Source organism: Enterobacter sp. 61D5 (genome assembly GCF_034107965.1).
GTDB classification, from domain to species: Bacteria; Pseudomonadota; Gammaproteobacteria; order Enterobacterales; family Enterobacteriaceae; genus Enterobacter; species Enterobacter cloacae_M.
The window spans coordinates 12,983-35,520 of record NZ_JAWNFK010000011.1; the positions used below are offsets into that span (position 1 = coordinate 12,983).

General features: G+C 55.8%; 21 protein-coding genes. 13 read left to right on the forward strand and 8 right to left on the reverse strand.

The window, feature by feature from the left end; genetic code table 11:
• Positions 1-142: 142 nt before the first annotated feature.
• Entirely contained in the window at positions 143-637 is a 495-nt protein-coding gene (locus UTM25_RS12175; RefSeq protein ID WP_194401274.1) for a PadR family transcriptional regulator, read from the forward strand.
• Here UTM25_RS12175 and UTM25_RS12180 read toward each other — a convergent pair.
• Both UTM25_RS12180 and UTM25_RS12185 read right to left on the reverse strand, forming a co-directional pair.
• Positions 634-2,193, reverse strand: a complete 1,560-nt coding sequence (locus UTM25_RS12180; RefSeq protein ID WP_194401275.1) for a methyl-accepting chemotaxis protein — start codon at positions 2,191-2,193, stop codon at positions 634-636. The two genes, UTM25_RS12175 and UTM25_RS12180, sit on opposite strands and share 4 nt — an antisense overlap.
• A gap of 337 nt (positions 2,194-2,530) precedes the next feature.
• A complete protein-coding gene (locus UTM25_RS12185; RefSeq protein ID WP_194401276.1) occupies positions 2,531-4,051 on the reverse strand; it encodes a PAS domain-containing methyl-accepting chemotaxis protein in 1,521 nt (506 codons plus the stop codon).
• Between the two features lie 435 nt (positions 4,052-4,486).
• Here UTM25_RS12185 and ygjG point away from each other — a divergent pair, with 435 nt between their 5' ends.
• From ygjG to UTM25_RS12235, 10 genes are all read left to right on the forward strand, one after another.
• Positions 4,487-5,866 (forward strand): putrescine aminotransferase, encoded by a 1,380-nt coding sequence (gene ygjG / locus UTM25_RS12190; RefSeq protein WP_194401277.1) that lies wholly within the window; start codon positions 4,487-4,489, stop codon positions 5,864-5,866.
• A gap of 471 nt (positions 5,867-6,337) precedes the next feature.
• Complete coding sequence (locus tag UTM25_RS12195) at positions 6,338-6,883, forward strand: fimbrial protein BcfA (RefSeq protein ID WP_194401278.1); 546 nt, start codon at positions 6,338-6,340, stop codon at positions 6,881-6,883.
• 72 nt (positions 6,884-6,955) lie between these two features.
• A complete protein-coding gene (locus tag UTM25_RS12200) occupies positions 6,956-7,513 on the forward strand; it encodes a fimbrial protein (protein WP_233469418.1) in 558 nt (185 codons plus the stop codon).
• Between the two features lie 14 nt (positions 7,514-7,527).
• Positions 7,528-8,223: a fimbria/pilus periplasmic chaperone gene (locus UTM25_RS12205; protein ID WP_194401279.1), complete on the forward strand. Its 696-nt coding sequence runs from the start codon at positions 7,528-7,530 to the stop codon at positions 8,221-8,223.
• 22 nt (positions 8,224-8,245) lie between these two features.
• Complete coding sequence (locus UTM25_RS12210; RefSeq protein WP_194401280.1) at positions 8,246-10,861, forward strand: fimbrial biogenesis usher protein; 2,616 nt, start codon at positions 8,246-8,248, stop codon at positions 10,859-10,861.
• 361 nt (positions 10,862-11,222) lie between these two features.
• On the forward strand, positions 11,223-11,888 hold the full coding sequence (locus tag UTM25_RS12215) for a fimbrial protein (RefSeq protein WP_233469421.1): 666 nt from the start codon (positions 11,223-11,225) through the stop codon (positions 11,886-11,888).
• Positions 11,889-11,901: 13 nt separating this feature from the next.
• A complete protein-coding gene (locus UTM25_RS12220; protein WP_194401282.1) occupies positions 11,902-12,432 on the forward strand; it encodes a fimbrial protein in 531 nt (176 codons plus the stop codon).
• 9 nt (positions 12,433-12,441) lie between these two features.
• A complete protein-coding gene (locus UTM25_RS12225) occupies positions 12,442-12,966 on the forward strand; it encodes a fimbrial protein (RefSeq protein ID WP_194401283.1) in 525 nt (174 codons plus the stop codon).
• The gene (locus UTM25_RS12230) at positions 12,959-13,648 is read left to right on the forward strand and encodes a fimbria/pilus periplasmic chaperone (protein WP_194401284.1); all 690 of its coding nucleotides are present in this window, start codon (positions 12,959-12,961) and stop codon (positions 13,646-13,648) included. Before UTM25_RS12225 ends, UTM25_RS12230 begins: the two co-directional genes overlap by 8 nt.
• An 8-nt stretch (positions 13,649-13,656) precedes the next feature.
• A complete protein-coding gene (locus UTM25_RS12235) occupies positions 13,657-13,956 on the forward strand; it encodes a hypothetical protein (protein WP_194401285.1) in 300 nt (99 codons plus the stop codon).
• Positions 13,957-14,011: 55 nt separating this feature from the next.
• Here UTM25_RS12235 and lsrG read toward each other — a convergent pair whose 3' ends face one another.
• The 6 genes from lsrG to lsrA are packed head-to-tail and all read right to left on the reverse strand — an operon-like array spanning position 14,012 to position 19,697.
• Positions 14,012-14,305, reverse strand: coding sequence for a (4S)-4-hydroxy-5-phosphonooxypentane-2,3-dione isomerase (gene lsrG, locus UTM25_RS12240; RefSeq protein ID WP_003862606.1), 294 nt, complete (start codon positions 14,303-14,305; stop codon positions 14,012-14,014).
• Positions 14,302-15,189, reverse strand: coding sequence for a 3-hydroxy-5-phosphonooxypentane-2,4-dione thiolase (lsrF, locus tag UTM25_RS12245; RefSeq protein WP_126785755.1), 888 nt, complete (start codon positions 15,187-15,189; stop codon positions 14,302-14,304). Before lsrF ends, lsrG begins: the two co-directional genes overlap by 4 nt.
• 11 nt (positions 15,190-15,200) lie before the next feature.
• Complete coding sequence (gene lsrB / locus UTM25_RS12250; RefSeq protein ID WP_194401286.1) at positions 15,201-16,202, reverse strand: autoinducer 2 ABC transporter substrate-binding protein LsrB; 1,002 nt, start codon at positions 16,200-16,202, stop codon at positions 15,201-15,203.
• A 1-nt stretch (position 16,203) separates the two neighbouring features.
• Positions 16,204-17,181 (reverse strand): autoinducer 2 ABC transporter permease LsrD, encoded by a 978-nt coding sequence (lsrD, locus tag UTM25_RS12255; protein ID WP_194401287.1) that lies wholly within the window; start codon positions 17,179-17,181, stop codon positions 16,204-16,206.
• Positions 17,182-18,213, reverse strand: a complete 1,032-nt coding sequence (gene lsrC / locus UTM25_RS12260) for an autoinducer 2 ABC transporter permease LsrC (protein ID WP_194401288.1) — start codon at positions 18,211-18,213, stop codon at positions 17,182-17,184.
• Positions 18,210-19,697: an autoinducer 2 ABC transporter ATP-binding protein LsrA gene (lsrA, locus tag UTM25_RS12265; protein ID WP_194401352.1), complete on the reverse strand. Its 1,488-nt coding sequence runs from the start codon at positions 19,695-19,697 to the stop codon at positions 18,210-18,212. The genes lsrC and lsrA overlap by 4 nt, the downstream gene beginning before the upstream one ends.
• A 215-nt stretch (positions 19,698-19,912) precedes the next feature.
• On the opposite strand from lsrA, the gene lsrR reads away from it, so the two are divergent.
• Together lsrR and lsrK are read left to right on the forward strand one after the other, a co-directional pair.
• A complete protein-coding gene (lsrR, locus tag UTM25_RS12270) occupies positions 19,913-20,881 on the forward strand; it encodes a transcriptional regulator LsrR (RefSeq protein WP_045403450.1) in 969 nt (322 codons plus the stop codon).
• A 34-nt stretch (positions 20,882-20,915) separates the two neighbouring features.
• Positions 20,916-22,511 (forward strand): autoinducer-2 kinase, encoded by a 1,596-nt coding sequence (lsrK, locus tag UTM25_RS12275; protein WP_320714824.1) that lies wholly within the window; start codon positions 20,916-20,918, stop codon positions 22,509-22,511.
• Positions 22,512-22,538 lie beyond the last annotated feature (27 nt).

Here is a 22,538-nt window from a genome sequence, read left to right on the forward strand (position 1 = left end):
GCCCCTTCTCTGGTGAATACGATATATCTAAATCAATTTTCAAATGATAATGATTACTAATAAGCAAAAATGCAAGATCTTTTAGATTGCATCTGAATATATCTTAGATATAGTTTAGATATATCAAATTGAGAGAGCTACTATGCGACACGAACACGACAGCGGCGGGCGCCGACCGCGATTTTTCGGCCACGGCGATCTGCGGCTGGTGATTCTGGATATTCTGACCCGCAGCGCGAGCCACGGCTACGAGCTGATCAAAGAGATCGAGAATCTGACCCAGGGGAATTACACCCCGAGCCCAGGAGTGATCTACCCGACCCTGGATTATCTTCAGGATCAGGCCTTTATCACCATTACGGAAGAAGAGAACGGTCGTAAGACGATTACGATTACCGCTGAAGGACAACGCTGGCTGGACGAAAACAGGGAGCAGCTGGAACAGATCCAGGTGCGTATCAAAGCCCGTTCCGTCGGTTTTCAGCTGCGCAAAAACCCGCAGATGAAGCGGGCGCTGGATAACTTCAAAGCGGTGTTAGACCTGAAGGTGAATCAGGGAGAGCTTAGCGACGCGCAGCTCAAGCAGATTATCGGCGTTATTGACCGCGCGGCGCTAGAGATCTCCCAGCTGGACTAAGCCGGAGCGTGCTCGCTCACGCGGAAGACGCGTACCAGCTCCTTCAGGTGCATCGCCTGTTCGTTAAGCGATGCCGCCGCCGCGACGGACTCCTCCACCAGCGCGGAGTTCTGCTGGGTGGTGGCATCAATCAGGCCAATCGCGCTATTAATCTGCGAGATACCTTCCGTCTGCTCGTGGCTGGCCTGGCGGATTTCGCGCAGGATCGCGTCCATCTCTTCCACGTTACCGACCATCCCGTTGATCAGCCCACTCGCTTTTTCGACCAGGTTCATCCCGTCCTGAGTCTGGCTGGTGGAGCTCTCAATCAGCTCGCGGATTTCGCTGGCAGATGACGCACTCTTCTGGGCAAGCTGGCGAACTTCACCCGCCACCACCGCAAAGCCGCGACCGTGCTCGCCGGCGCGAGCCGCTTCCACCGCCGCGTTCAGCGCCAGAATGTTGGTCTGGAACGCAATGGCGTCGATCAGGTCGATAATGTCGGACATCCTGTTCGACGTCTCGTTAATCAGGCGCATTTTGCTGGTCACCTGCTTCATCATCTCGCCGTTGTTTTTAACCACCGTGGCGGCGTCCGCCGAGAGGTTGGTCGCTTCCCCGGTATGCGAGGCGGTATTTTTCACCGTCGCGGTGATCTGCTCCATCGAGGCGGCGGTCTGTTCTACAGAACTTGCCTGCTCTTCCGTGCGCGCGGCCAGATCCTGGTTCCCGGCGACAATCTGCGCGGCAGCGCTGGAGATATTCTCCGAGCCGGTTTGCACCTGCTGCACAATGTCCAGCAGTCGCGTTTTCATCTCCATCAGCGCATGCAGCAGAAGACCCGTTTCGTCTTTGCCGTGTGGCGTGATGCTGCCCGTCAGATCGCCCTCGGAAATGGCTTTAGCGAAATGCACCGCCTCGCCGAGCGGACGAGTGATAGCGCGCACGATAAACCAGCCGATCAGGCTGCCTGCCCCGACGCTAAAGAGCGTGAGCAGGATCAGCAGCAGTCGGTTAGACCTGAAATCCCCTTCCACCTGCGCGCCGGCACTCTGCATCTCGCTGTTTTGAATGGTAATCAGCTCCTTCACCTTCGCTTTATAAGCCTGCTGCACGGCGAGGGTGGTGGTCATCATCTCCTGAATAGCGCCCGCACGATTGTTGTTCTGCACCGCCTGCAAAATGCGGTAGCGCGAGTCCAGATACTGCTGGCGCACGCTGCGGATCTCCGCCAGCACCTGCTGAGACTTTTGATCCTGCAGCGCGTTGTTCAGCTCGCCCAGAATCACCGTGATGTGCTCGCTGATCTCTTTCAGGCGCTGCTGAGATTGCCCCGTGTAAGTGCCCTGCTCGTCCAGCAGCATCAGCTGTTGAGTGCTAATAAATTCCTGGAAGTTATCGATTAACTGGTTCGCTTTTACCGTGGTCGGATAATCGCTGGTAATAATCGATTGCATCCCGTTATTAGCCCGGTTCAGGCTTATCAGAGACAGGCTCGCGCTGATCGCCATCAGGACAATAAAGAACCCAAACGCCAGAAATAATTTCGTGCCGATCTTTACGTCATGTAAGAACATATTTTCTCCATCGATGTGATTATTTCTCAGACGATCGCTGTTATCGGTAACGATTACGCTAACTTTATGAGTTTGATCGTTTTTTTATTTCATAACCCACGCAATGGATAGGTAAAGGCTATTAATATTGCCTCATCGATCGTTACCAGACCGTCAAACCGGGTATTTTCGAAATAGCATTCTGAAGAACTGACTTAGGCAGGGATAAATAACCAAGGCGATTTCTTTAGTTATTTAATATTAACTTAACAATAAAATACATTAATAGTCACATACAGCAAGTAAAACGCCGCTTATTCCTTACGGAATAAACGGCTTTTTTAGGAAAATTACTGACTCAATGAAGCACGGTCACCGCATCCTTGAGGCGTCCGGCACGGTGCTTCACCATCGCAGAAATGTGGGCGCTCTCCTCGACCAGGTCGGCGTTTTTCTGCGTGATGCTGTCGAGTTCGGCCACCGCGCGGGTCAACTCTGACAGTCCGGTTGCCTGCTCGGAGGTCGCGTGGCTGATCTGGGCGATAAGCTGCGTCACGTTTTTCACCTGCTCGACAATATCATCCATTGTGCGGCCTGCGGCGTGAACCTGCTCAGAGCCGGACTGCACCTTGCTGGCGCTGGCATCAATCAGTTTACGAATATCATTCGCGGCACTGGCGCTGCGACTGGCGAGATGGCGGACTTCGCCCGCGACCACGGCAAATCCTTTGCCCTGCTCCCCTGCCCTTGCCGCTTCAACCGCCGCGTTCAGCGCCAGAATATTGGTCTGGAAAGCGATATCGTTAATCAGGGAAGTAATCGAGCCAATTCGCTGCGTGCTGTCGGCAATATCATCCATGGTTTTGACAACGGTCTGCATCGCGTTGCCCCCTTTCGTCGCCGCGCTGCTCGCGGCCACGGAGAGTTTATCCACCTCGGCAGCGGTTTCAGAGTTACTCTGAACCGAAGCGGCCATCTGGTTCATTGTCGCGACGGTCTGCTGCACGTTCGCCACGGTCTGACGCGTCCGATCGTTCAGGTCTTCATTTCCCTGCGCCAGCCTGTCGCTGCCGTCACGGACGCTCACCACCTGGCTCGACACGTCATTGATTAACCAGCGGCACATCAGGCCAAGTTGCCCAACCGCGCGCAGCGTCAGCCCCAGCTCGTCGCTGCGGTTCAGATGCTGCACGCTGTTGCGCTCCCCGGTGGCGACCTTCAGGGCCTGTCGCGCCACGTTCTCTACCGGGCGGACAATCTGCTGCTCAAACAGCAGTGTCCCCAGCAGCATGACCAGAGCGGCTGCGGCGAGCGGCATCCACCCGGCGGAGGTCGCGATCAGCGTGGCGGCGAGAACGGCAAAAAGCGCCACCATCACGCTGCGCACGCGCCAGCGCAGCGGCATAGCCGGCAGTTTACCCAGCCAGCCTTTTCCAACCACCAGCCCCTTGTGCACACGTTTCTTACAGCGCCCGTCGTTCAGCGCACGGTAGAGCGGCTCCACGGCGGCAATCTCATCCGCTGTAGCTTTGGTGCGAATGGACATATAGCCCGTCACCTGCCCGCGGCGCACCATCGGGACCGCATTCGCACGCACCCAGTAGTGGTCACCGTTTTTGCGCCGGTTTTTGACAATTCCGCTCCACGGCTCGCCCTGCTGCAGCGTGTACCACATATCGGCAAACGCGGCTTTTGGCATATCGGGGTGGCGCACCATATTGTGCGGCTGGCCCGTCAGCTCATCGAGCTGGTAGCCGCTCACCTTCACAAAGGTGTCGTTGGCGTGGGTAATGTAGCTGTGGACGTCTGTGGTAGACATTAAGGTGGTGTCATCGTCCAGAGGATATTCATTCTGGGTGACATAAGTTGGAGAGGACATCGTGGGCATCCCTTGCAGGTTATTTGAATGTTAATTTTGTGGGTCAATGTTTTTTCGGCGGTAAACAATTTATCTTTAGTTGTTAAACTTGATGAAGATCGCAAATTTGACTTAAACCATACTTTTTGTACGATTTTATAATTCATTGATTTCAAATACTTTCGATAAGAAATTACCTGTAAAGCATGACCAGTTAATGCCCACTTAAGTAGCAGGGAATGCACTTCTTTAGTGCAGTGGCGCTTTTCCGCTCTCCTTTGTCCTCTCAGTCCTGTACCGCTAAATCCCGTTTCGGTTGCTCCGGCATGATTAAATATTGTGCAACATTATTTTAACCTGGCGTTTATCCCGATTTTCGTTAAGTCCTCTGAAGTGGCGTAATCCCTGCAATACTTAATTCAGTATCATGTGATACGCGATCCCCGGGAGCACATTTTGAACAGGTTACCTTCCAGCGCCTCGGCTCTTGCCTGTACCGCGCACGCACTGAATCTCATTGAGAAGCGAACGCTCGATCATGAGGAGATGAAACAACTTAACCGAGAGGTCATCGATTACTTTAAAGAGCACGTCAATCCAGGGTTTCTGGAGTATCGCAAATCTGTTACCGCCGGCGGGGATTACGGAGCCGTAGAGTGGCAAGCGGGAAGTCTTAACACGCTTGTCGACACCCAGGGACAGGAGTTTATCGATTGCCTTGGTGGTTTTGGTATCTTCAACGTGGGGCACCGTAATCCAGTTGTGGTTTCCGCCGTACAGAATCAACTTGCGAAACAACCTCTCCATAGCCAGGAACTGCTCGACCCGCTTCGCGCCATGCTCGCGAAAACGCTGGCGGCCTTAACGCCCGGCAAACTGAAATACAGCTTCTTTAGCAACAGCGGCACGGAATCGGTCGAAGCGGCGATTAAACTCGCCAAAGCGTACCAGTCGCCGCGCGGGAAATTCACCTTTATTGCCACCAGCGGCGCGTTCCACGGTAAATCCCTGGGCGCACTGTCTGCTACCGCCAAATCCACCTTCCGCAAACCGTTTATGCCGCTGCTGCCGGGCTTCCGCCACGTGCCGTTTGGCGACATCAACGCCATGCGAACCGCGCTGAGCGAATGCCGTAAAACCGGCGACGACGTGGCGGCGGTGATCCTGGAGCCGATTCAGGGTGAAGGCGGCGTGATCCTCCCTCCGCAGGGCTATCTGCCCGCCGTGCGTCAGCTGTGCGATGAGTTTGGCGCGCTGCTGATCCTCGACGAAGTCCAGACCGGGATGGGGCGCACCGGCAAAATGTTTGCCTGCGAGCACGAGAACGTTCAGCCGGACATCCTGTGCCTGGCGAAGGCGCTCGGCGGCGGCGTGATGCCGATTGGTGCGACGGTTGCGACTGAAGAGGTCTTCTCGGTGCTGTTCGACAACCCGTTCCTGCATACCACCACCTTTGGCGGTAATCCGCTGGCCTGTGCGGCCGCGCTGGCAACCATCAACGTGCTGCTGGAGCAAAACCTGCCCGCGCAGGCGGAGCAGAAAGGCGACATGCTGCTGGACGGCTTCCGTCAGCTAGGCCGGGAGTATCCGGACCTGGTGCAGGACGCGCGTGGGAAAGGGATGCTGATGGCGATTGAGTTTGTCGACAACGAAATCGGCTACAGCTTCGCAAGCGAGATGTTCCGCCAGCGGGTGCTGGTCGCCGGGACGCTCAACAACTCGAAATCTATCCGCATTGAACCGCCGCTGACGCTGACGGTTGAGCAGTGTGAGCAGGTGCTGAAAGCAGCGCGTAAAGCGCTGGCAGCGCTGCGGGTGAGCGTGGAAGAGGCGTAAGTGACTCCCCTCCCTGCCGGAGGGGAGTTGTTAATTTTTTTAGAATAACCTGTAAAACACACCAAATCATCCAATCCTGTTTTTATATTATGTACGGAATGTTATTTTTTTTATAAAAATCTGTAAACCCCATCAAATCACCCAATCTATTTTTGATATCGCGTACGGGATATTACTCTCAACCCACTCATTTAAAATGGGTATTTTTTAAGAACAAAGACAAGACGACACACAGTCCAAAAGTAGACAATAATGAATTTGAAAATAAACATGTCGACTGTAAAAATGCGCACCGAACAGTAAGGAATACAAAATATAATTTAGTTCTATTAACAATACATAGAACCAAATTATTTAGAAGTAGGTGTTTACTTATTGAAAAAAGGAAATGATAACGCCGCCATCAAAAAAGCAGTGAGTATTGTTTCTGGCTCTGGCGAAAAAAATCATTAATATCTAATGGAGAAACAAATGAAAAAGCACGTATTAGCAATGGTTGTAACTGCTCTGATGGCAGGTGGTGCAGTATCTGTAGCCCAAGCTGCTGATGTAACTGTAGCTGGCGGTACGGTTAACTTTATTGGTGAAGTTGTTAACGCAGCGTGCGCAGTCTCTGCTGACTCTGTTGACCAGACTGTAACCCTGAGTCAGGTCCGCACCGTTCGTCTGGCTACAGCTGGTCAGGCAGCGGGTCAGAAAGAAGATTTCCAGATCAAACTGGAAGACTGCGATACCACCGTCAGCACTTCTGCTGCAGTCATGTTTAACGGCCAGTCAGATGCAGACGTAGCCGGTACTCTGGCTAACACCGCTGGCGCTGGCGCGGCTAAAAACGTTGCTCTGCAGCTGTACGGACCGGACGGTAAAGTTCTGGCAATGGGTGTTAAATCCTCTTCCATTACTCTGATCGACGGCTCCAACGTGGTTCCACTGAGCGTAGATTATATCGCGACTAAAGCGGCAGCTACCCCAGGTAACGTTGCAGCGGTAGCAACCTTTAATATGATTTATTCCTAATCAGGAATAATGCTGCAGGCCTCCGCAGCATATCGCGGAGGCTTTTTTTTATAATTTTGCAGTGGAGGCATTATGCGGCAATTGATGCGTCGCGACCTTTACAGCGTCCTGACCCCGTTCTTTATTACCTTCTCCCTTTCGGTTCACGCAGCTCCATTAACTAATTATATAAAAGATGGCTACGTACATTTTTATGGCAAGGTAGTGAACGCAGGATGTTCTGTTGCAACGGATAGTCAGGACCAGACTGTACAAATGGGACAAATACGAAGTAATACATTCAGCAGTCTGGGAGAATGGAATGACCCGCATTACTTCCAGATTAAACTTGAAGATTGTTCCACCGATGTCACGAAAACCGTCGGGATTATGTTTACCGGTGAAAGTGATGGCAAAGATCCGCTCGTTTTCCGGACAGGTAATCACGCAGGAGCATCAAATGGCGTGGGAATAGGGATTTCAGACTCCCTTGGCCATTTACTGGTTCCTAATACCTCTCCCGTTAGATATTCGCCGTTAGAAGAGGGTGAAACGGTATTGAATTACACAGCACGTTATCGGGCGACAAGCCGAAACGTCATTCCGGGTGATGCCAGCACGCAGGTTTGGTTTAGCCTTTATTATCAGTGATTAGAGAGTCAGAAATGAAATATCCTTACTTGAAAAAAACCGCTACCGGCCTGGTGGGGTTACTCATGCTAGGTTCAACAACATTTGCCCATGCCGGTGGCGTAGCACTTGGCGCGACCCGCGTTATTTATCCGCAGGGAGATAAACAAGTCTCTCTGCCTATTACTAACTCATCTGAAAGTACTGATTTCTTAATTCAGACATGGATCAATAATCCTGATGGCATTAAATCTTCAGACTTCATTATCACACCACCTCTTTTTGTGATTCACCCCAATAAAGAGAACACATTGCGAATTATGTATGTCGGTCCTGACCTGCCAACAGACCGTGAGAGCGTATTTTACCTTAACAGTAAAGCGATTCCGTCGATTGATAAATCCAAACTTTCAGCAAATAATCTGCAAATTGCGACGCAAAGTGTAATTAAGCTGTTCGTTCGTCCCAAACATCTGCCGACACCATCTATTGATGCGCCTAAAACGCTTCGTTGCCAGCTATCCGGGAATAAAATTACGCTAACCAACCCTTCACCTTATTATGTCACCTTAGTAAGGTTTTATTCCGGCGGAACAAAGTTACCTAACTCCATGGTCGCTCCAAAAAGCAATCTTACTGTTGATATTCCGGGCGGGAATAACGGAAAAATTACGTTCCAGACGCTCAATGATTTTGGCGCAAATACGCCTACGCAGTCCTGCGCAGGCTAATACCTAAGACTGGTGCAAACACATGAAGTGTAACAACCAACATAATATAAAATCATTTTCTCTCTCGGCGGTAGCCCTGGCGTTACTCAGTGCGTTGGTTTCTAACCAGAGCCAGGCAGGTAACTATTTCAACCCGGCATTCCTTGCGAGCGATCCCGCTGCAGTGGCAGATTTGTCGCGCTTCGAGGGTAATGGGCAGGCGGCCGGGAAATACCGTGTCGAAATTTGGCTTAACGGATCATTCCTTGCAACCCGTGATGTTACCTTCAATGCCCGTGAAAAAAATGATAAAAGCTCGGCGGACGATACCGGACTCATCGCCTGCCTGACGCCAAAAGCGCTGCAAAATATGGGCGTTAATATCAAAGCCTTCCCGGAATTAGCAAAATCACCGGAGGATAGCTGTGTTGATGTCGAAAAAGCGATTCCTTCTGCATCAAGTTCGTTTGATTTTGAGCATCAGAAATTAGAGATAAGTATCCCGCAGGCGGCAATGAATAATAATGCTCGCGGATATATTCCCCCGGAGGAATGGGACGACGGAATTAATGCTCTGCTGATGAACTATCAGTTCACCGGCTCAAACAGCCAGGATCACACTCAGGGCGGCAACTCGGATAATAACTATTTCCTTGGGCTAAACAGCGGCCTTAATCTGGGTCCATGGCGCCTGCGCGATTACTCATCCTGGAACTACGACAGTTCCAACAAAGACGAGAAGAGCAAGTGGGACCACATTAGCACCTATGCCCAGCGCGCGATTATTCCGCTGAAGAGCGAGTTAACGCTGGGTGACAGCTACACGCCGTCGGATATCTTCGACAGCGTGCCGTTCCGCGGCGTGCAGCTGGCGTCGGATGACAACATGCTGCCGGACAGCCTGAGAGGCTTTGCGCCGACGGTTCGCGGTATTGCCAAAAGCAATGCCCAGGTCACGATCAAACAGAACGGCTATGTCATTTATCAAAGTTACGTTACGCCAGGCGCATTTGCCATTGACGATCTGTTCCCCACCTCTTCAAGCGGTGACTTAACCGTTGAGGTCAAGGAGTCTGACGGTAGCGTAACCAGCTATTCCGTACCTTACTCCGCCGTTCCCGTTCTCCAGCGTGAAGGACGGGTCAAATATGCCGTCACCGCTGCGGAATACCGAGGTAACAGCGATCAGCAAGATGATATGAATTTTGCGCAGGGCACGCTGACATGGGGCTTACCTCACGGCTTCACCGCCTATGGCGGTAGCCAGTTATCCGATGATTATGCCGCATTCGTGCTGGGTGGCGGCGTCAACATGGGTAATTTCGGCGCCATTTCCGTCGATGTCACTCAGGCGCACAGTACCCTGGCGGACGACAGCACCCACGATGGTCAGTCGGTTCGTTTCCTGTATGCAAAATCGCTTAACGATCTTGGTACCAACTTCCAGCTGCTTGGTTACCGTTACTCCACATCCGGGTTCTATACCCTGGACGACACGGCTTATAAGCACATGGACGGCTACACCGCTGATTTCGACGATGACGACGATCAGGAAACCCCTGTCTGGGCCAGCTACTACAACCTTTACTACAGCAAACGCGGCAAGGTACAGCTGAACGTCTCCCAGCAGCTGAATGATTATGGCTCCGTATTTATCACGGGCAGCCAGCAAAGCTACTGGAACACCGATAACACCGACACGCTAATGCAGGTTGGCTACAGCGGCACGTATGCAGGGATTTCATACAGCCTGTCGTATAACTACAACAAAAATGCAGGCGCGCCGGAGAGCGATCAGATTTACGCGCTGAATATGTCTCTTCCGCTGAGCCGCTGGCTGACCCCAGGGGGCGACATTTCGCAAAGCAGCAACAACAATGCTTATGCAACCTATAGCCTCAGTACGGACAAACACGGCACCACCACCCAAAACGCAGGCATCAACGGCACGTTGCTCGAAAGCAATAACCTCAACTACAGCGTACAGCAGGGTTACCAGAATCACGGAACCGGCGCCAGCGGCAGCGCCAGCCTGCAGTACAACGGGGGTTACGGTAACGCTAACGTTGGCTACAACTACAGTTCTAACGGCGATTACCAGCAGGTGAACTACGGCCTGAGCGGCGGCGTGGTCGCGCATCGCAACGGCATCACCCTGAGCCAGCCGCTGGGCGACACCAACGTGCTGATTGCCGCACCCGGTGCGGATAACGTCAACGTTGAGGGTCAGGCGGGCGTGCATACCGATTTGCGCGGCTATGCCGTCGTGCCGTATGCCACCACCTATCGTCTGAACCGCATGGCGCTTGACACTAACTCGATGGGCGACGACCTGGATATCGACGATGCCGTCACCAACGTGGTGCCGACCAAAGGCGCTCTGGTTCGCGCCGAGTTTAAGGCCCACAAAGGCCTGCGCGCGCTGCTGAAACTGACGCATAACGGCAAGCCGGTACCGTTCGGCGCGGTGGTCTCCCGCAGCGATAAAGGGGGCGACACCATCGTCGGTGATGAAGGCGAAGCGTATGTGTCTGGCCTGTCACCGGAAGGGGAATTAAAAGTGCAATGGGGTAATACAGCAGAAACCCAATGCTCGGCAAAATATAGCCTGGTGCAAAGTAAACAATCCCTGGTTCGCCAGGTAGTAGGATGTAATTAATATGTTGAAATTATTTATCGCTGCGTGTTTAACAATTTGGTCAGTATGCGGTTGGGCAGGACAATGCTATACCGATAGTCGTGTCCCTATGTACTTCAATTATAATTTCGGTACACGCACCGTTACGAATCCCGACCAAAACAAAGCCGGGCAAACATTTCCTAATGCATACTCATGGGATTTAGGTCTGTCAACAGCCATAGGACATTGTTCATGCAGCGGTACCTTCTATGGAGTGTATTATAGTACGAGAACATCATTGCCTTTAGGGCATAACGATGGAACATTACAGTATTATAAAGTAAATGACAACATTGAGGTCGCTACAAATATTTATATAGGTGGCAAGCTCAGTAGATATATGCCAACTCCATGGAATTCAGTTTGGAATAATGGCGGTACCGGTGGTAGTCAGAACTGTGCCGATGGTGCGTATTTCGACACAGGCTCGAAAGGTGTTCTTTCATTATATATTGCAAAACCATTTATAGGTAGTTCATCATTCTCAACTACCGTCGTTTCGATTTATGGAGCAACATCACCTTCTGATTACATTGGTTCATACCCCCTTAGTGTAGTTAGTATATCTGGGGCAGTTGTCGTCCCTCAAACATGCAGTATTAATTCAGGGCAGACGATTACTGTTGATTTTGGCACCCTGCTCAGCTCCTCGTTTAAAAATACGGGTCAAAAGCCTGAAGGAATGACGGACAAATCGTTCAACGTCCCCATCAAATGCACCAACGTCGATGGTACGGCTAACCTGGCGCTACGCGTGACGGCAACCCCGGCATCCGGTAACGCTAACGCGATTGCCAGTAATAACGCAGATGTCGGCGTGGTGGTCACCAGCGAGCAGGGTACCGTGCTGACGCCAAATAACAGCAGCAGTGCGGTACCGTTTAACGTTGACAGCAGCGGTAACGCCAGCGTCACGCTGAAGGCCTACCCGATCAGCACCACCGGCAAGCAGCCGAAAGAAGGCTTATTTACCGCCCTGGCAACGCTGGTTATCGATTTTGCATAAAGGAAAGACCACGATGAATAAATTTAATCTGGCATGTCTGGCCTTATTATTCACAGGCCTGCCTGCGGCGAATGCTGCCGATAACCTGAAGTTTACAGGAACAATTGTAGCTTCATCCTGTGATGTGGATACAAGCAGCGCGAATCAGGACGTCACAATAGGGCAGTTCTCACCTGCGGATTTTCCAACCGTAGGTACAACAACGGCAGCAGCGAAATTTAATATTAAGCTCAATAACTGTAGCGAAGGTATTACGGGTTCGAAAGTATTGTTTAGCGGAACCAGCGATAGCAGTGACCCCACATTGTTAGCGTTATCCAATACCGGAAAAGGGACAGAAGGGAAAATGGCAACCGGTATTGGCGTACAGATATTAGATGCCAACCAGAACCCTGTCAGCATAAATAATACCGATTCGGATATTTACCCTCTGGTTGAGGGCACAAATACCCTTGATTTCTTTTTACGCTACAAATCAACTAAAACAGTCGTGACGGCCGGGGATGCCACTGCCGTTATGTATTTTGATATGAAATACCAATAAGAGGCGGCAATGAAACGTATTATGTTGGTTTGTACGCATCTCCTGCTCGGGCTGGCAGGATTCAATGCGACCGCTCATGACGGCACGGTGAATGTGCTGGGTAAAATTGTAGAAAATAGCTGTGCGGTAACCGCGGATTCGAAAACGCTCACCGTTAACTTAGGTAGCGTAGCGAGCAAGCAGTTTGCCAGGGCGGGTGATGGATCGGTTTTCGAACCTTTCGCCATCAATCTTGAGAAATGCCCGAGCGCGGTGAAAACCATTACCGTTCATTTCGAAGGAACGCCGGACAGCAAAAATGCTGATTTGCTCGCATTAACGACAGGAGCATCGTCGGCGGCAGGAATTGGGGTGGGGATCTATAACGCCGATCGCAGCCTTATCCCTTTTGGCGATGAGAGCGCAAAATTTACCCCTGCTGAAGGCGAAACGACTGCAACGCTGAATTTTTACGCCCGCTATGTGGCTAACGGTGGAACCGTTACTGCTGGTACGGCAAATGCCTCTGCAACGTTTGTTTTGACCTATGCGTAAATTGTGCATTCTGCTTCTGTTTTCCTGCTCAGTAGCACAGGCTGGTGTCGTCGTTGGCGGCACCCGTTTCGTGATCTCTGAAAAGAAAAAAAGCGTAAGCGTATCGGTCTATAACCGTTCTGCCATCGCCTACCTGGTGAATTCCAAGGTTACGCGTGGAGACATATGGTCCGGCAACGAAAATGCTCAGACAAGCGATGTCGCATTTACGATTACCCCTCCGCTTTTTTCACTTGCGGCAGGCAGAGAAAACACGCTTCGCATCGTTCAAACCGACGACAATTTACCGTCCGATCGTGAAAGTCTTTATACCGTAAGTATTGCCGCGATCCCGTCAGGCGCAGCTGAACCAGATAAGGTTCAGCTGGCGGTGCGGTCGAACCTCAAACTGTTCTACCGCCCTTCCGGGTTGAAGGGCAGCCCGGAAGACGCGTATCGACAGCTTGTATGGCGACATACCGCCAGCGGTCTTATTGTTGAAAACAAAACCCCTTATTACGTCACGCTATTCAACCTCAAGGTGAACGGTAAAGCGATTGATGACGCAGGGGTTGTGGCTCCGTTTAGCCAACGACAGAGCAACTGGTGTACGGACAAGGTGACCTGCCAGCTAGTCTGGCAAAGCATCAATGACTACGGGCGCGTGATGCCCGTAGTCACAAAAAACATTAATATTAAGTGAGTTAAAACATGAATCTGACCAAATCCATTTTCACCACGCTGGTATTGCTGACAGCGATTACAACACCTGTACTGAGCCAGGCACAGGAAAAACCCGCCTTCACGTCGGAGCAGCAGGCTGAAATCGGCAAAATCGCCGAGGACTATTTCACTGCGCATCCTGAAAAAATGGGGGAGGCGATTTCTATTTACCTCGCGACCCATCCTGAGTTTCTGGTAGCGGCCAGCGACACGCTTCGTCAGAACCAGCAGGCCGCCGCGAAAAAAGTGCAGGAGATGCAGCAGGCTGCACAGTCTAAATCAAACTAACAATATTTCCCCCTCATCTGCCGTGAGGGGTTTTCATCGCAGAAACACTCCCCTCTTATTCCGGCAAAAGCCCAACAAAGCTGCGTTTCTTACGCGGCTCCGACATCAGTTCCTCAAGCTTATCCACGCACGCCAGATAGTGCGGGGTTTGCTTGTGCGCCAGCACCGCCTCTTCGTCTTTATAGGCCTCGTAGATAAAGAACCGGGTTTTCACGCGCGGGTCCTGCAATACGTCAAAACGCAGGTTTCCCGGCTCCTTGATTGCCCCCTCGTGGTTGGCGCGAAACACCTCCAGAAACTCGTCCACCCGCTCGGGCTTGATGTTGATCTCCACCAGCGTCACGTTCATTTTGCTTCTCCCTGTTTCTCTTCCTGCCAGAACTGGAACGCATCGCGAGCGTTCCAGTTCTCATGAACCACTTTTTTCACCGCCTTCAGCATGGCTAGCGGCGCGCTGGACTGGAAGATATTGCGCCCCATGTCCACGCCGGACGCGCCCTGGTCGATCGCCCGCCAGCACATCTCCAGCGCCTCGTGCTCCGGCAGCTTTTTGCCCCCGGCGATCACAATCGGCACCGGGCAGCTGGCGGTCACTTTTTCAAAGCCCTCGTCCACGTAGTAGGTTTTGACGAACTGCGCCCCCATTTCGGCGGCGATGCGGCTGGCCAGCGAGAAATAGCGCGCGTCCCGCGCCATCTCTTTACCGACGCCCGTCACCGCCAGCGTCGGCATGCCGTAGCGCGCGCCCGCATCGACAAGCTTGATGATGTTGTTGATCGACTGATGCTCAAACTCGCTGCCGATATACACCTGCGCCGCCACCGCGCAGACGTTCAGGCGCAGCGCGTCTTCCATCGCCACCGCCACGCACTCGTTCGACAGCTCGCCCAGAATCGAGTTACCGCCGGAGGCGCGCAGCACCACCGGTTTGTTCGTCGCGGCTGGCACCTGGCTCCTGAGGATGCCGCGGGTGCACATCAGCACGTCGGTTTCGCCAAACAGCGGCGCGATGGAGAGATCGATGCGCTCAAGGCCGGTGGTCGGCCCCTGAAAGTAGCCGTGGTCAAAGGCCAGCATCACCGTGCGGTTGCTCTGCGGATTGAAGATGCGCGAAAGCCTGGACTGCATGCCCCAGTCCAGCGAGCCGCAGCCCTTCAGGGTGTAAGGCACATTCTTCTGCGGCGTGCCGATGCCAAAATCCTTGCCGTCTTTGATGTCGTCTAAATCAGCCATTTGCTCCCCCGTCAGAAATCGTATTTGCTGATGTTCTCTTTGGTGAACACCACCCGCTCCGGCAGCAGCACGATGCCGTTGCCCTTCGCCTCATACTGGTAGCCCTGCACGCTGTTCGGTTCGACCTTCAGCGCGCCGATATTTTTTACGTCCACGCTGTCGCCGACGTTAAGATCGCCTTTTTTCAGCAGGCGATCGGCGACATTGACCGCAATTTTGCCCTGTTGCACCACGTCCCACAGGCCGAAGGCCTTCACCGTGCCGCGCTCAACGTACGGGCGCATCACGTTCGGCGTGCTAAACCCGACAATCGCCACCCCTTCCCGCTTCAGGTTTTCCGCCGCCTGCGCCGCGGCTGGCAGCGCGTTGGCGTCCGGGGCGATGATTGCATCCAGATCCAGATATGCTTTTAAGATCCCTTCGGCGGTCTGGAGGGATTTGGTGGCGTCGTTATAGCCAAACTGGGTGGTCACGATCTGCCACTGGGGATGATCTTTCTCGATTTTGGCCTTCGCCTCTTTCACCCACTGGTTCTGGTCGGTGACGGTGGGGCTGGAGTAGAAGAACGCCACTTTAGCGTTTGGTTTGGTGACCTGCTTGCCCGCCATCTCCACCAGCAGTCCACCGAGCTGTTCCGGCGTCCCCTGGTTGATGTAGATGCTGCGGCACTCCGGCCTGGTGTCGGAATCCCAGGTCAGAACCTTGACGCCGCGCTGCATCGCGCGCTTCAGCGCCGGACACAACCCATCCGGCGACACGGCGGAGACGATGATGGCGTTATACCCCTGGTTGACGAAGTTATTGATGAGCTGCACCTGGCCGGAGACGCTCGGCTCGGTCGGACCGTCGTAGGTCACGTCCACGCCGAGATCTTTCCCCGCCTCTTTCGCGCCGTTGCCGCCGCTGGTGAAGAACCCCACGCCCACCAGCTTCGGGATAAAGGCAATGCGGTCCGCCGCCTGCGCCGAGGCGAAGCTGAGGGCCATTGCCAGGACTATCAGTTTTGTTTTCATCTTACGCTCCGGATAGTTTTCTAAAGAGAGAACGCACCCACTCGCGGTGCAGACTCAGCGAACGTCCCATCACCACCACAACCAGCAGCGCCCCTGACAGTGCGCTCGACACCTGGTTAGGGATGCCGACCATCTGTAAACCCTGCTGCAGGTAGCCCACCAGCAGCGCCGCCAGCGCCGTACCGACAACCGAACCTGACCCGCCGTAGATATTGGCCCCGCCCAGCACGGCGGCGGTGAGTGCGGGCATCAGCAAATCGCGCCCCAGATCCGAACGCGCGGAGCCGAAATAGGAGACCATCACCAGCGCGGCAATCGCCGAGGCCACGCCCACCAGCCCGTACAGCGCGTAGGGCATGCCGTTCACTGACAGCGCCGCATAGCGCGCCGCGCGCGGGTTTTGCCCGATCAAAAACAGGTGACGGCCAAAGCGCCCGCGGTGGGTAATCAGCCAGAAGAAAACGGTAATCACCGCGAACAGCACCAGCGGGATCGGCAGACCCAGCACCGTGAGGTTAGCGAACGCCGTGAAGCCGTCCGGGAAGCCGCCGATGCCCTCGTAGCCCGTCGCGCCCGCCATGCCGGAGAGCAGCAGCGCGCCGCCGCCGTAGAGGTAGAGCGTGCCGAGGGTGATCACCAGAGGGCTGATGCCGGTGTAGTGAATCAGCGCGGCATTAAGTAATCCGCACAGCAGTCCGAGCAGCAGCGTCAGCGGAATGGCGACCGACATAGGCCATCCAGCCTGCATCATCACGCCCAGCGCGATGGCGCACAGGCCAATGGTCGAGCCGAGGGAGATATCGATCCCGCCGCTAATAATCACCAGCGTGAGCGGCAGCGCCACAATGCCGATGCAGATAAAGTCGCTGGTGCTGAACAGCAGCATGTTGATGTCGAGCATGCGCGGGTTGATGGCGCCAAAGAGCAGGATCTCCAGCACCAGCAAAATCAGCAGCGCGCTTTCCCAGTTAAGCCTCATTTACGCCACCTCTTTTTTGCGTTTGGGAAACGGGGTGACGTGCTTTCCCCCTCTGTTACCCGGCTGGAAGCGACCGTACTTCAGCGCCCGCTGATGGCGTGCCAGCGCCTGGCGCAGGCGCCCGTCGAGCACCAAAACGCCCAGCAGCACCAGCCCGGCGATAAAGTCGTTCCACCACGCCGGGAGCCTGAACAGCACCAGCACGGTGTCGATTTGGGTCAGGAAGAAGGCACCGAGCAGCGCGCCAACCAGCGTGCCCGTGCCGCCCAGCAGCGAAATCCCCCCGAGCACGCAGGCGGCGATGGCCTTCATCTCCAGCCCGCTGCCGGTCTGGTTGGGCACAAAACCAATCTGCGCGGCAAAGACGATCCCTGCGCAGGCCGCCAGCATGCCGTTCAGGGTAAAGGCGAGCATTCGCGTGCGGTTCACCGCCACGCCCAGCTGGCGCGCGGCGGCGAGGTTATCCCCCACCGCGTAGAAATCACGCCCGAACGCGGTGCGCGAGAGCGTCCACGCACCTGTGGCCGCGACGATCAACACCAGCATGCCGAGCGGCGAAATGCCGATGGCGGCAGGCTCAGAGAGGGATTTCAGCCCGGGCGGCAGCCCCTCAATCCACTTTCCGCCGGTCCAGAGCAGCATCGCCCCGCGGTACAGCCCCAGCGTGCCGAGGGTGGCGACAATCGCCGGGATGCGCAGCCCCACCACCAGAAACCCGTTGAACGCCCCGGCCAAAGCGCCAATAGACAGCGCGAAGAGAATGGAAACCGAAAGGCTGTAGCCGCTGTTCAGCGCCACGCCGACGGCGATGGCGGACAGCCCGACGATGGAGCCGACGGACACGTCGATATTGCGGGTCAGCATTACCAGCGCCGCGCCGATGGCCAGCAGGATCAGGATCTGCGAGCTGGCGAAGATCATCCCCAGCGTCTGCAGGCTGAAGTATGAAGGGTTCAGCGCCACCAGCACGGCGAACAGCGCCAGAATGGCGAGAAACGCGCTCAGCTCGCGGTTTTTGAGTAAGGTCTTCATGATTGCCCTCCAAACGCCAGCGCCATCATCCTGTCGAGGCTGACGGCGTGGCGCGGCAGCTCGCCGCTGAGCACGCCCTGATGCATCACCAGCACCCGGTCCGCGAGCCCAGGAAACTCGTCGAGATCGCTTGAGATCATCAGCACCGCCACGTTCTGCGCCGCCACGCTTTTTATCAGCTGGTAGATATCGGCGCGCGCCGAGACGTCCACCCCGCGCGTCGGTTCATCGACGATCAGCAGCAGCGGATTGGCCTCCAGGCAGCGCGCCAGCAGCACCTTCTGCTGGTTGCCGCCGGAGAGCGTGCGCACGGTTTGATCCGCATGGTTGAGCTTGATCCCCAGCGCCCGGTGATAGCGCTCCACCACCGCCGACTCCCGCTTGCGCCGCTGCCAAATCGACGGCTCGTTCAGCGCCACCGTGTTCCAGCGGATCGGCGCATCGAGGAACAGACCGGACACCTGCCTGTCTTCCGGCAGGTAGACCAGCCCTTTTTCCAGGCGCGAACTTACCGGATCGTCGGTGATCTCCTGGTTTTCCAGCCAGACGCGCCCACCGCGTACCGGCCGCAGACCGTAGAGCGTTTCCGCAAACTCGGTGCGCCCGGATCCCACCAGCCCGGCCAGGCCGACGATCTCTCCGGCGTAGATCTCAAGGCTGAGATCGATAAACCCTTCCCCGGTAAGATCGTCAACGCGCAGCACCGGGAAATCCTGCGGCTGGGTGCGGCGGTTGCCCGGCAGCGCCAGCCACAGCTTTTGCGTATCGCTGAGGGATTTCTCCCGGCTTACCGGCGTCATGGCGGCGATCAGGGCGCTGTCGTCAAACTGCGCGGTTTCGCCGCTCAGCACCACCGCGCCGTCGCGCATCACCGAGACGTGGCTCGAAAGCATGCGAATTTCCGGCAGCTTGTGCGAGATAAAGACAATCCCGACGCCAAGCGCCTGCAGGGCGCGGATCTGGCGGAACAGCCGCTCGGTTTCGCCGGGCGTGAGGGAGGCCGTCGGTTCGTCGAGGATCAGGATCCTCGCGTTGCGCATCAGACCGCGCAGGATCTCCACCATCTGCTGGTCCGCCACCTCCAGGGTGCTGGCGGCGGCATCGAGGTTAAGCAGGCACTGCAGCTGCTGGAGCTTCTCCGCCAGCCGTTTTTCCAGATCGCGTTCGCGCGGCAGGCGGAACAGGATGTTTTCCCGCACCGTCAGGTTGGGGAACAGCAGCGGCTCCTGCGGCACCAGATAAATGCCTAACCCGTGCGCCTGAGCGGGCGTGAGCCGCGTATATGACTGCCCCTCGACAGAAAGTTCACCGCTGTCCGGCGTTTCCACCCCGGCGATGATCTTCATCAGCGTCGATTTTCCCGCGCCGTTTCCGCCCATCAGGGCGTGCACCTGGCCCGCAAGCAGCGTGAAATCTATGCCTTTTAAGACCGGCACGCCTGAGAACTGCTTGCTGATATTCCGCGCGTCGAGAAGTGAGGTCATCATCGCTCCGCTATTGAACAAATGATTTTTAGATTTAATAATGTTCAAAAGCGTAGACGGTGAACTATATTTACAACCGTGCAGGGATCACAGTTTTATCGATTGAGATTCAGATAAAGCAGAAACGATCGAAAAGATCCGTTTTGTCGCGTGGCTCACACTTTCCCTTCGCGCCATCACGAACATATGATCTAAATTTTTATAAGAGTTCAACTATGAGCGATAAACGCACTGCGGAAGAAGGACGGTTTGCCGGGCTGGCACTGGCGGAAGAGGAACTCGTGGCTCGCGTGGCCTGGTGCTACTACCACGACGGATTAACCCAGAACGACATCGGCGAGCGGCTCGGGCTGCCGCGCCTGAAGATCTCCCGCCTGCTGGAAAAAGGACGTCAGTCCGGGGTGATCCGCGTGCAGATCAACTCCCGCTACGAGGGCTGCCTGGCGCTGGAGACCGAGCTACAGCAGCGCTTCGGCCTGAAGCTGGTGCGCGTGATGCCCGCGTTAAATACGCCGCCGATGAACGTGCGGCTGGGCATCGGCGCGGCGCAGTCGCTGATGGGCGTACTGGAGCCCGGCCAGCTTCTGGCGGTGGGGTTTGGTGAAACCACCATGAGCTGCCTGCAGCACCTGAGCGGTTTTATCAGCTCGCAGCAGATCCGCCTGGTGACGCTCTCCGGCGGTGTCGGGCCGTATATGACCGGCATCGGCCAGCTGGACGCGGCCTGCAGCGTCAGCATGATCCCCGCCCCGCTTCGCGTGTCATCCGCAGAAGTTGCCGGGATCTTAAAACGCGAGACCAGCGTGCGGGACGTGATCCTCGCCGCGACCGCCGCCGACGTGGCAGTGGTCGGCATTGGTTCAGTGAACCAGCGCCGTGACGCCACGATACTGCGATCCGGCTATATCAGCGAAGGTGAACAGCTGATGTACGCCCGCAAAGGCGCGGTCGGCGACATTCTCGGCTATTTCCTCAATGCCGAAGGCGAGTGCGTTGAGGAGCTGGAGATCCACAAAGAACTGCTGGGCGTCACGCTCGATGAACTGGCGCAGCTGCCCACCATCGTTGGCGTGGCCGGAGGGGAAGAGAAAGCCGATGCGATTTATGCCGCACTGAAGGGTCGCCGTATCAATGGCCTGGTGACGGAGGAGACGACAGCCCGCGCGGTGCTGGCCCTGACGTAACGGGCAGGCCCTGCGCTAACAACGAGGCAAGCTCATGAGTTACCTTTTAGCGTTAGATGCAGGGACAGGCAGCGTTCGCGCCGTTATTTTCGATTTACAGGGCAACCAGATTGCCGTCGGCCAGGCCGAGTGGAAGCACCTGAGCGTGGAGAACGTGCCGGGATCGATGGAGTTCGACCTCGAGACCAACTGGCTGCTGGCCTGCCGGTGCATTCATCAGGCGCTGGAACGTGCGCGCCTGAGCGCGGCGGATATTAAGTCTGTCGCCTGCTGCTCGATGCGCGAAGGGATCGTGCTGTATGACCGCAACGGCGAGGCCATCTGGGCCTGCGCCAACGTCGACGCCCGCGCCAGCCGCGAGGTGGCCGAACTCAAAGAGATCCACGACGATCGTTTTGAATCCGAGGTGTATGAGGTTTCCGGCCAGACGCTGGCGCTGAGCGCCATGCCGCGCCTCCTGTGGCTGGCGCACCATCGCCCGGATATTTACCGCAAGGCCGCGACCATCACCATGATCAGCGACTGGCTGGCGGCGAAACTCTCCGGCGAGCTGGCGGTCGACCCTTCTAACGCGGGCACCAGCGGCATGCTGGATCTCTTCTCTCGCGACTGGCGTCCGGCGCTGCTCGACATGGCCGGGCTGCGCGCCGATATCCTCTCCCCGGTGAAAGAGACCGGTACCGTGTTGGGCGCGATTACCAAAGAGGCCGCGCAGCAGAGCGGCCTGCGCGAAGGCACCCCGGTGGTGATGGGCGGGGGCGACGTGCAGCTGGGCTGTCTGGGGCTGGGCGTGGTCCGCGCCGGCCAGACTGCGGTGCTGGGCGGTACCTTCTGGCAGCAGGTGGTCAATCTGCCGCAGGTGCGCACCGACCCCGACATGAACATCCGCGTGAACCCGCACGTTATCCCCGGCATGGCGCAGGCGGAGTCGATCAGCTTCTTTACCGGGCTGACCATGCGCTGGTTCCGCGACGCCTTCTGCGCCGAAGAGAAGCTGATCGCCGAGCGGATGGGGATGGACACCTATTCCCTGCTGGAAGAGATGGCGAGCCGCGTGCCGGCGGGTTCGCACGGGGTAATGCCGATATTCTCCGACGCGATGCATTTCAAGCAGTGGTACCACGCCGCGCCGTCGTTTATTAACCTCTCCATCGACCCGGAAAAGTGCAACAAAGCGACGCTGTTCCGCGCCCTGGAGGAGAACGCGGCGATTGTCTCGGCCTGCAACCTGGCGCAGATCTCTCGCTTCTCCGGCGTGACGTTTGAGAGCCTGGTGTTTGCGGGCGGCGGGGCTAAGGGTGCCCTGTGGAGTCAGATTTTAAGCGACGTCACCGGGCTGCCGGTGCGCGTGCCGGAAGTGAAAGAGGCAACGGCGCTCGGCTGCGCGATTGCCGCCGGCGCGGGTGCGGGGCTGTTTGCCGATATGGCCTCGACGGGCGAGCGGCTGGTGAAGTGGAGCCGCGAGTTCACGCCGAACCCGCAGCACCGCGAGCTGTACGACGGCATGATGCAGAAATGGCAGGCAGTGTACGCCGATCAGCTGGGGCTGGTAGACAGCGGGCTGACGACGTCGATGTGGCAGGCGCCGGGGCTAGTGCGGACATCCCCCTCACCCCGGCCCTCTCCCTAAGGGAGAGGGAGATTACGTCCCCTCTCC

Bases quoted from the DNA above. Each gene is read 5' to 3' on its own strand.
- UTM25_RS12175 (WP_194401274.1), top strand. From the start codon at position 143: ATGCGACACGAACACGACAGCGGCGGGCGCCGACCGCGATTTTTCGGC.
- UTM25_RS12180 (WP_194401275.1), bottom strand. From the start codon at position 2,193: ATGTTCTTACATGACGTAAAGATCGGCACGAAATTATTTCTGGCGTTT.
- UTM25_RS12185 (WP_194401276.1), bottom strand. From the start codon at position 4,051: ATGTCCTCTCCAACTTATGTCACCCAGAATGAATATCCTCTGGACGAT.
- UTM25_RS12195 (WP_194401278.1), top strand. From the start codon at position 6,338: ATGAAAAAGCACGTATTAGCAATGGTTGTAACTGCTCTGATGGCAGGT.
- UTM25_RS12200 (WP_233469418.1), top strand. From the start codon at position 6,956: ATGCGGCAATTGATGCGTCGCGACCTTTACAGCGTCCTGACCCCGTTC.
- UTM25_RS12205 (WP_194401279.1), top strand. From the start codon at position 7,528: ATGAAATATCCTTACTTGAAAAAAACCGCTACCGGCCTGGTGGGGTTA.
- UTM25_RS12210 (WP_194401280.1), top strand. From the start codon at position 8,246: ATGAAGTGTAACAACCAACATAATATAAAATCATTTTCTCTCTCGGCG.
- UTM25_RS12215 (WP_233469421.1), top strand. From the start codon at position 11,223: ATGCCAACTCCATGGAATTCAGTTTGGAATAATGGCGGTACCGGTGGT.
- UTM25_RS12220 (WP_194401282.1), top strand. From the start codon at position 11,902: ATGAATAAATTTAATCTGGCATGTCTGGCCTTATTATTCACAGGCCTG.
- UTM25_RS12225 (WP_194401283.1), top strand. From the start codon at position 12,442: ATGAAACGTATTATGTTGGTTTGTACGCATCTCCTGCTCGGGCTGGCA.
- UTM25_RS12230 (WP_194401284.1), top strand. From the start codon at position 12,959: ATGCGTAAATTGTGCATTCTGCTTCTGTTTTCCTGCTCAGTAGCACAG.
- UTM25_RS12235 (WP_194401285.1), top strand. From the start codon at position 13,657: ATGAATCTGACCAAATCCATTTTCACCACGCTGGTATTGCTGACAGCG.
- lsrG (WP_003862606.1), bottom strand. From the start codon at position 14,305: ATGAACGTGACGCTGGTGGAGATCAACATCAAGCCCGAGCGGGTGGAC.
- lsrF (WP_126785755.1), bottom strand. From the start codon at position 15,189: ATGGCTGATTTAGACGACATCAAAGACGGCAAGGATTTTGGCATCGGC.
- lsrB (WP_194401286.1), bottom strand. From the start codon at position 16,202: ATGAAAACAAAACTGATAGTCCTGGCAATGGCCCTCAGCTTCGCCTCG.
- lsrD (WP_194401287.1), bottom strand. From the start codon at position 17,181: ATGAGGCTTAACTGGGAAAGCGCGCTGCTGATTTTGCTGGTGCTGGAG.
- lsrC (WP_194401288.1), bottom strand. From the start codon at position 18,213: ATGAAGACCTTACTCAAAAACCGCGAGCTGAGCGCGTTTCTCGCCATT.
- lsrA (WP_194401352.1), bottom strand. From the start codon at position 19,697: ATGACCTCACTTCTCGACGCGCGGAATATCAGCAAGCAGTTCTCAGGC.
- lsrR (WP_045403450.1), top strand. From the start codon at position 19,913: ATGAGCGATAAACGCACTGCGGAAGAAGGACGGTTTGCCGGGCTGGCA.
- lsrK (WP_320714824.1), top strand. From the start codon at position 20,916: ATGAGTTACCTTTTAGCGTTAGATGCAGGGACAGGCAGCGTTCGCGCC.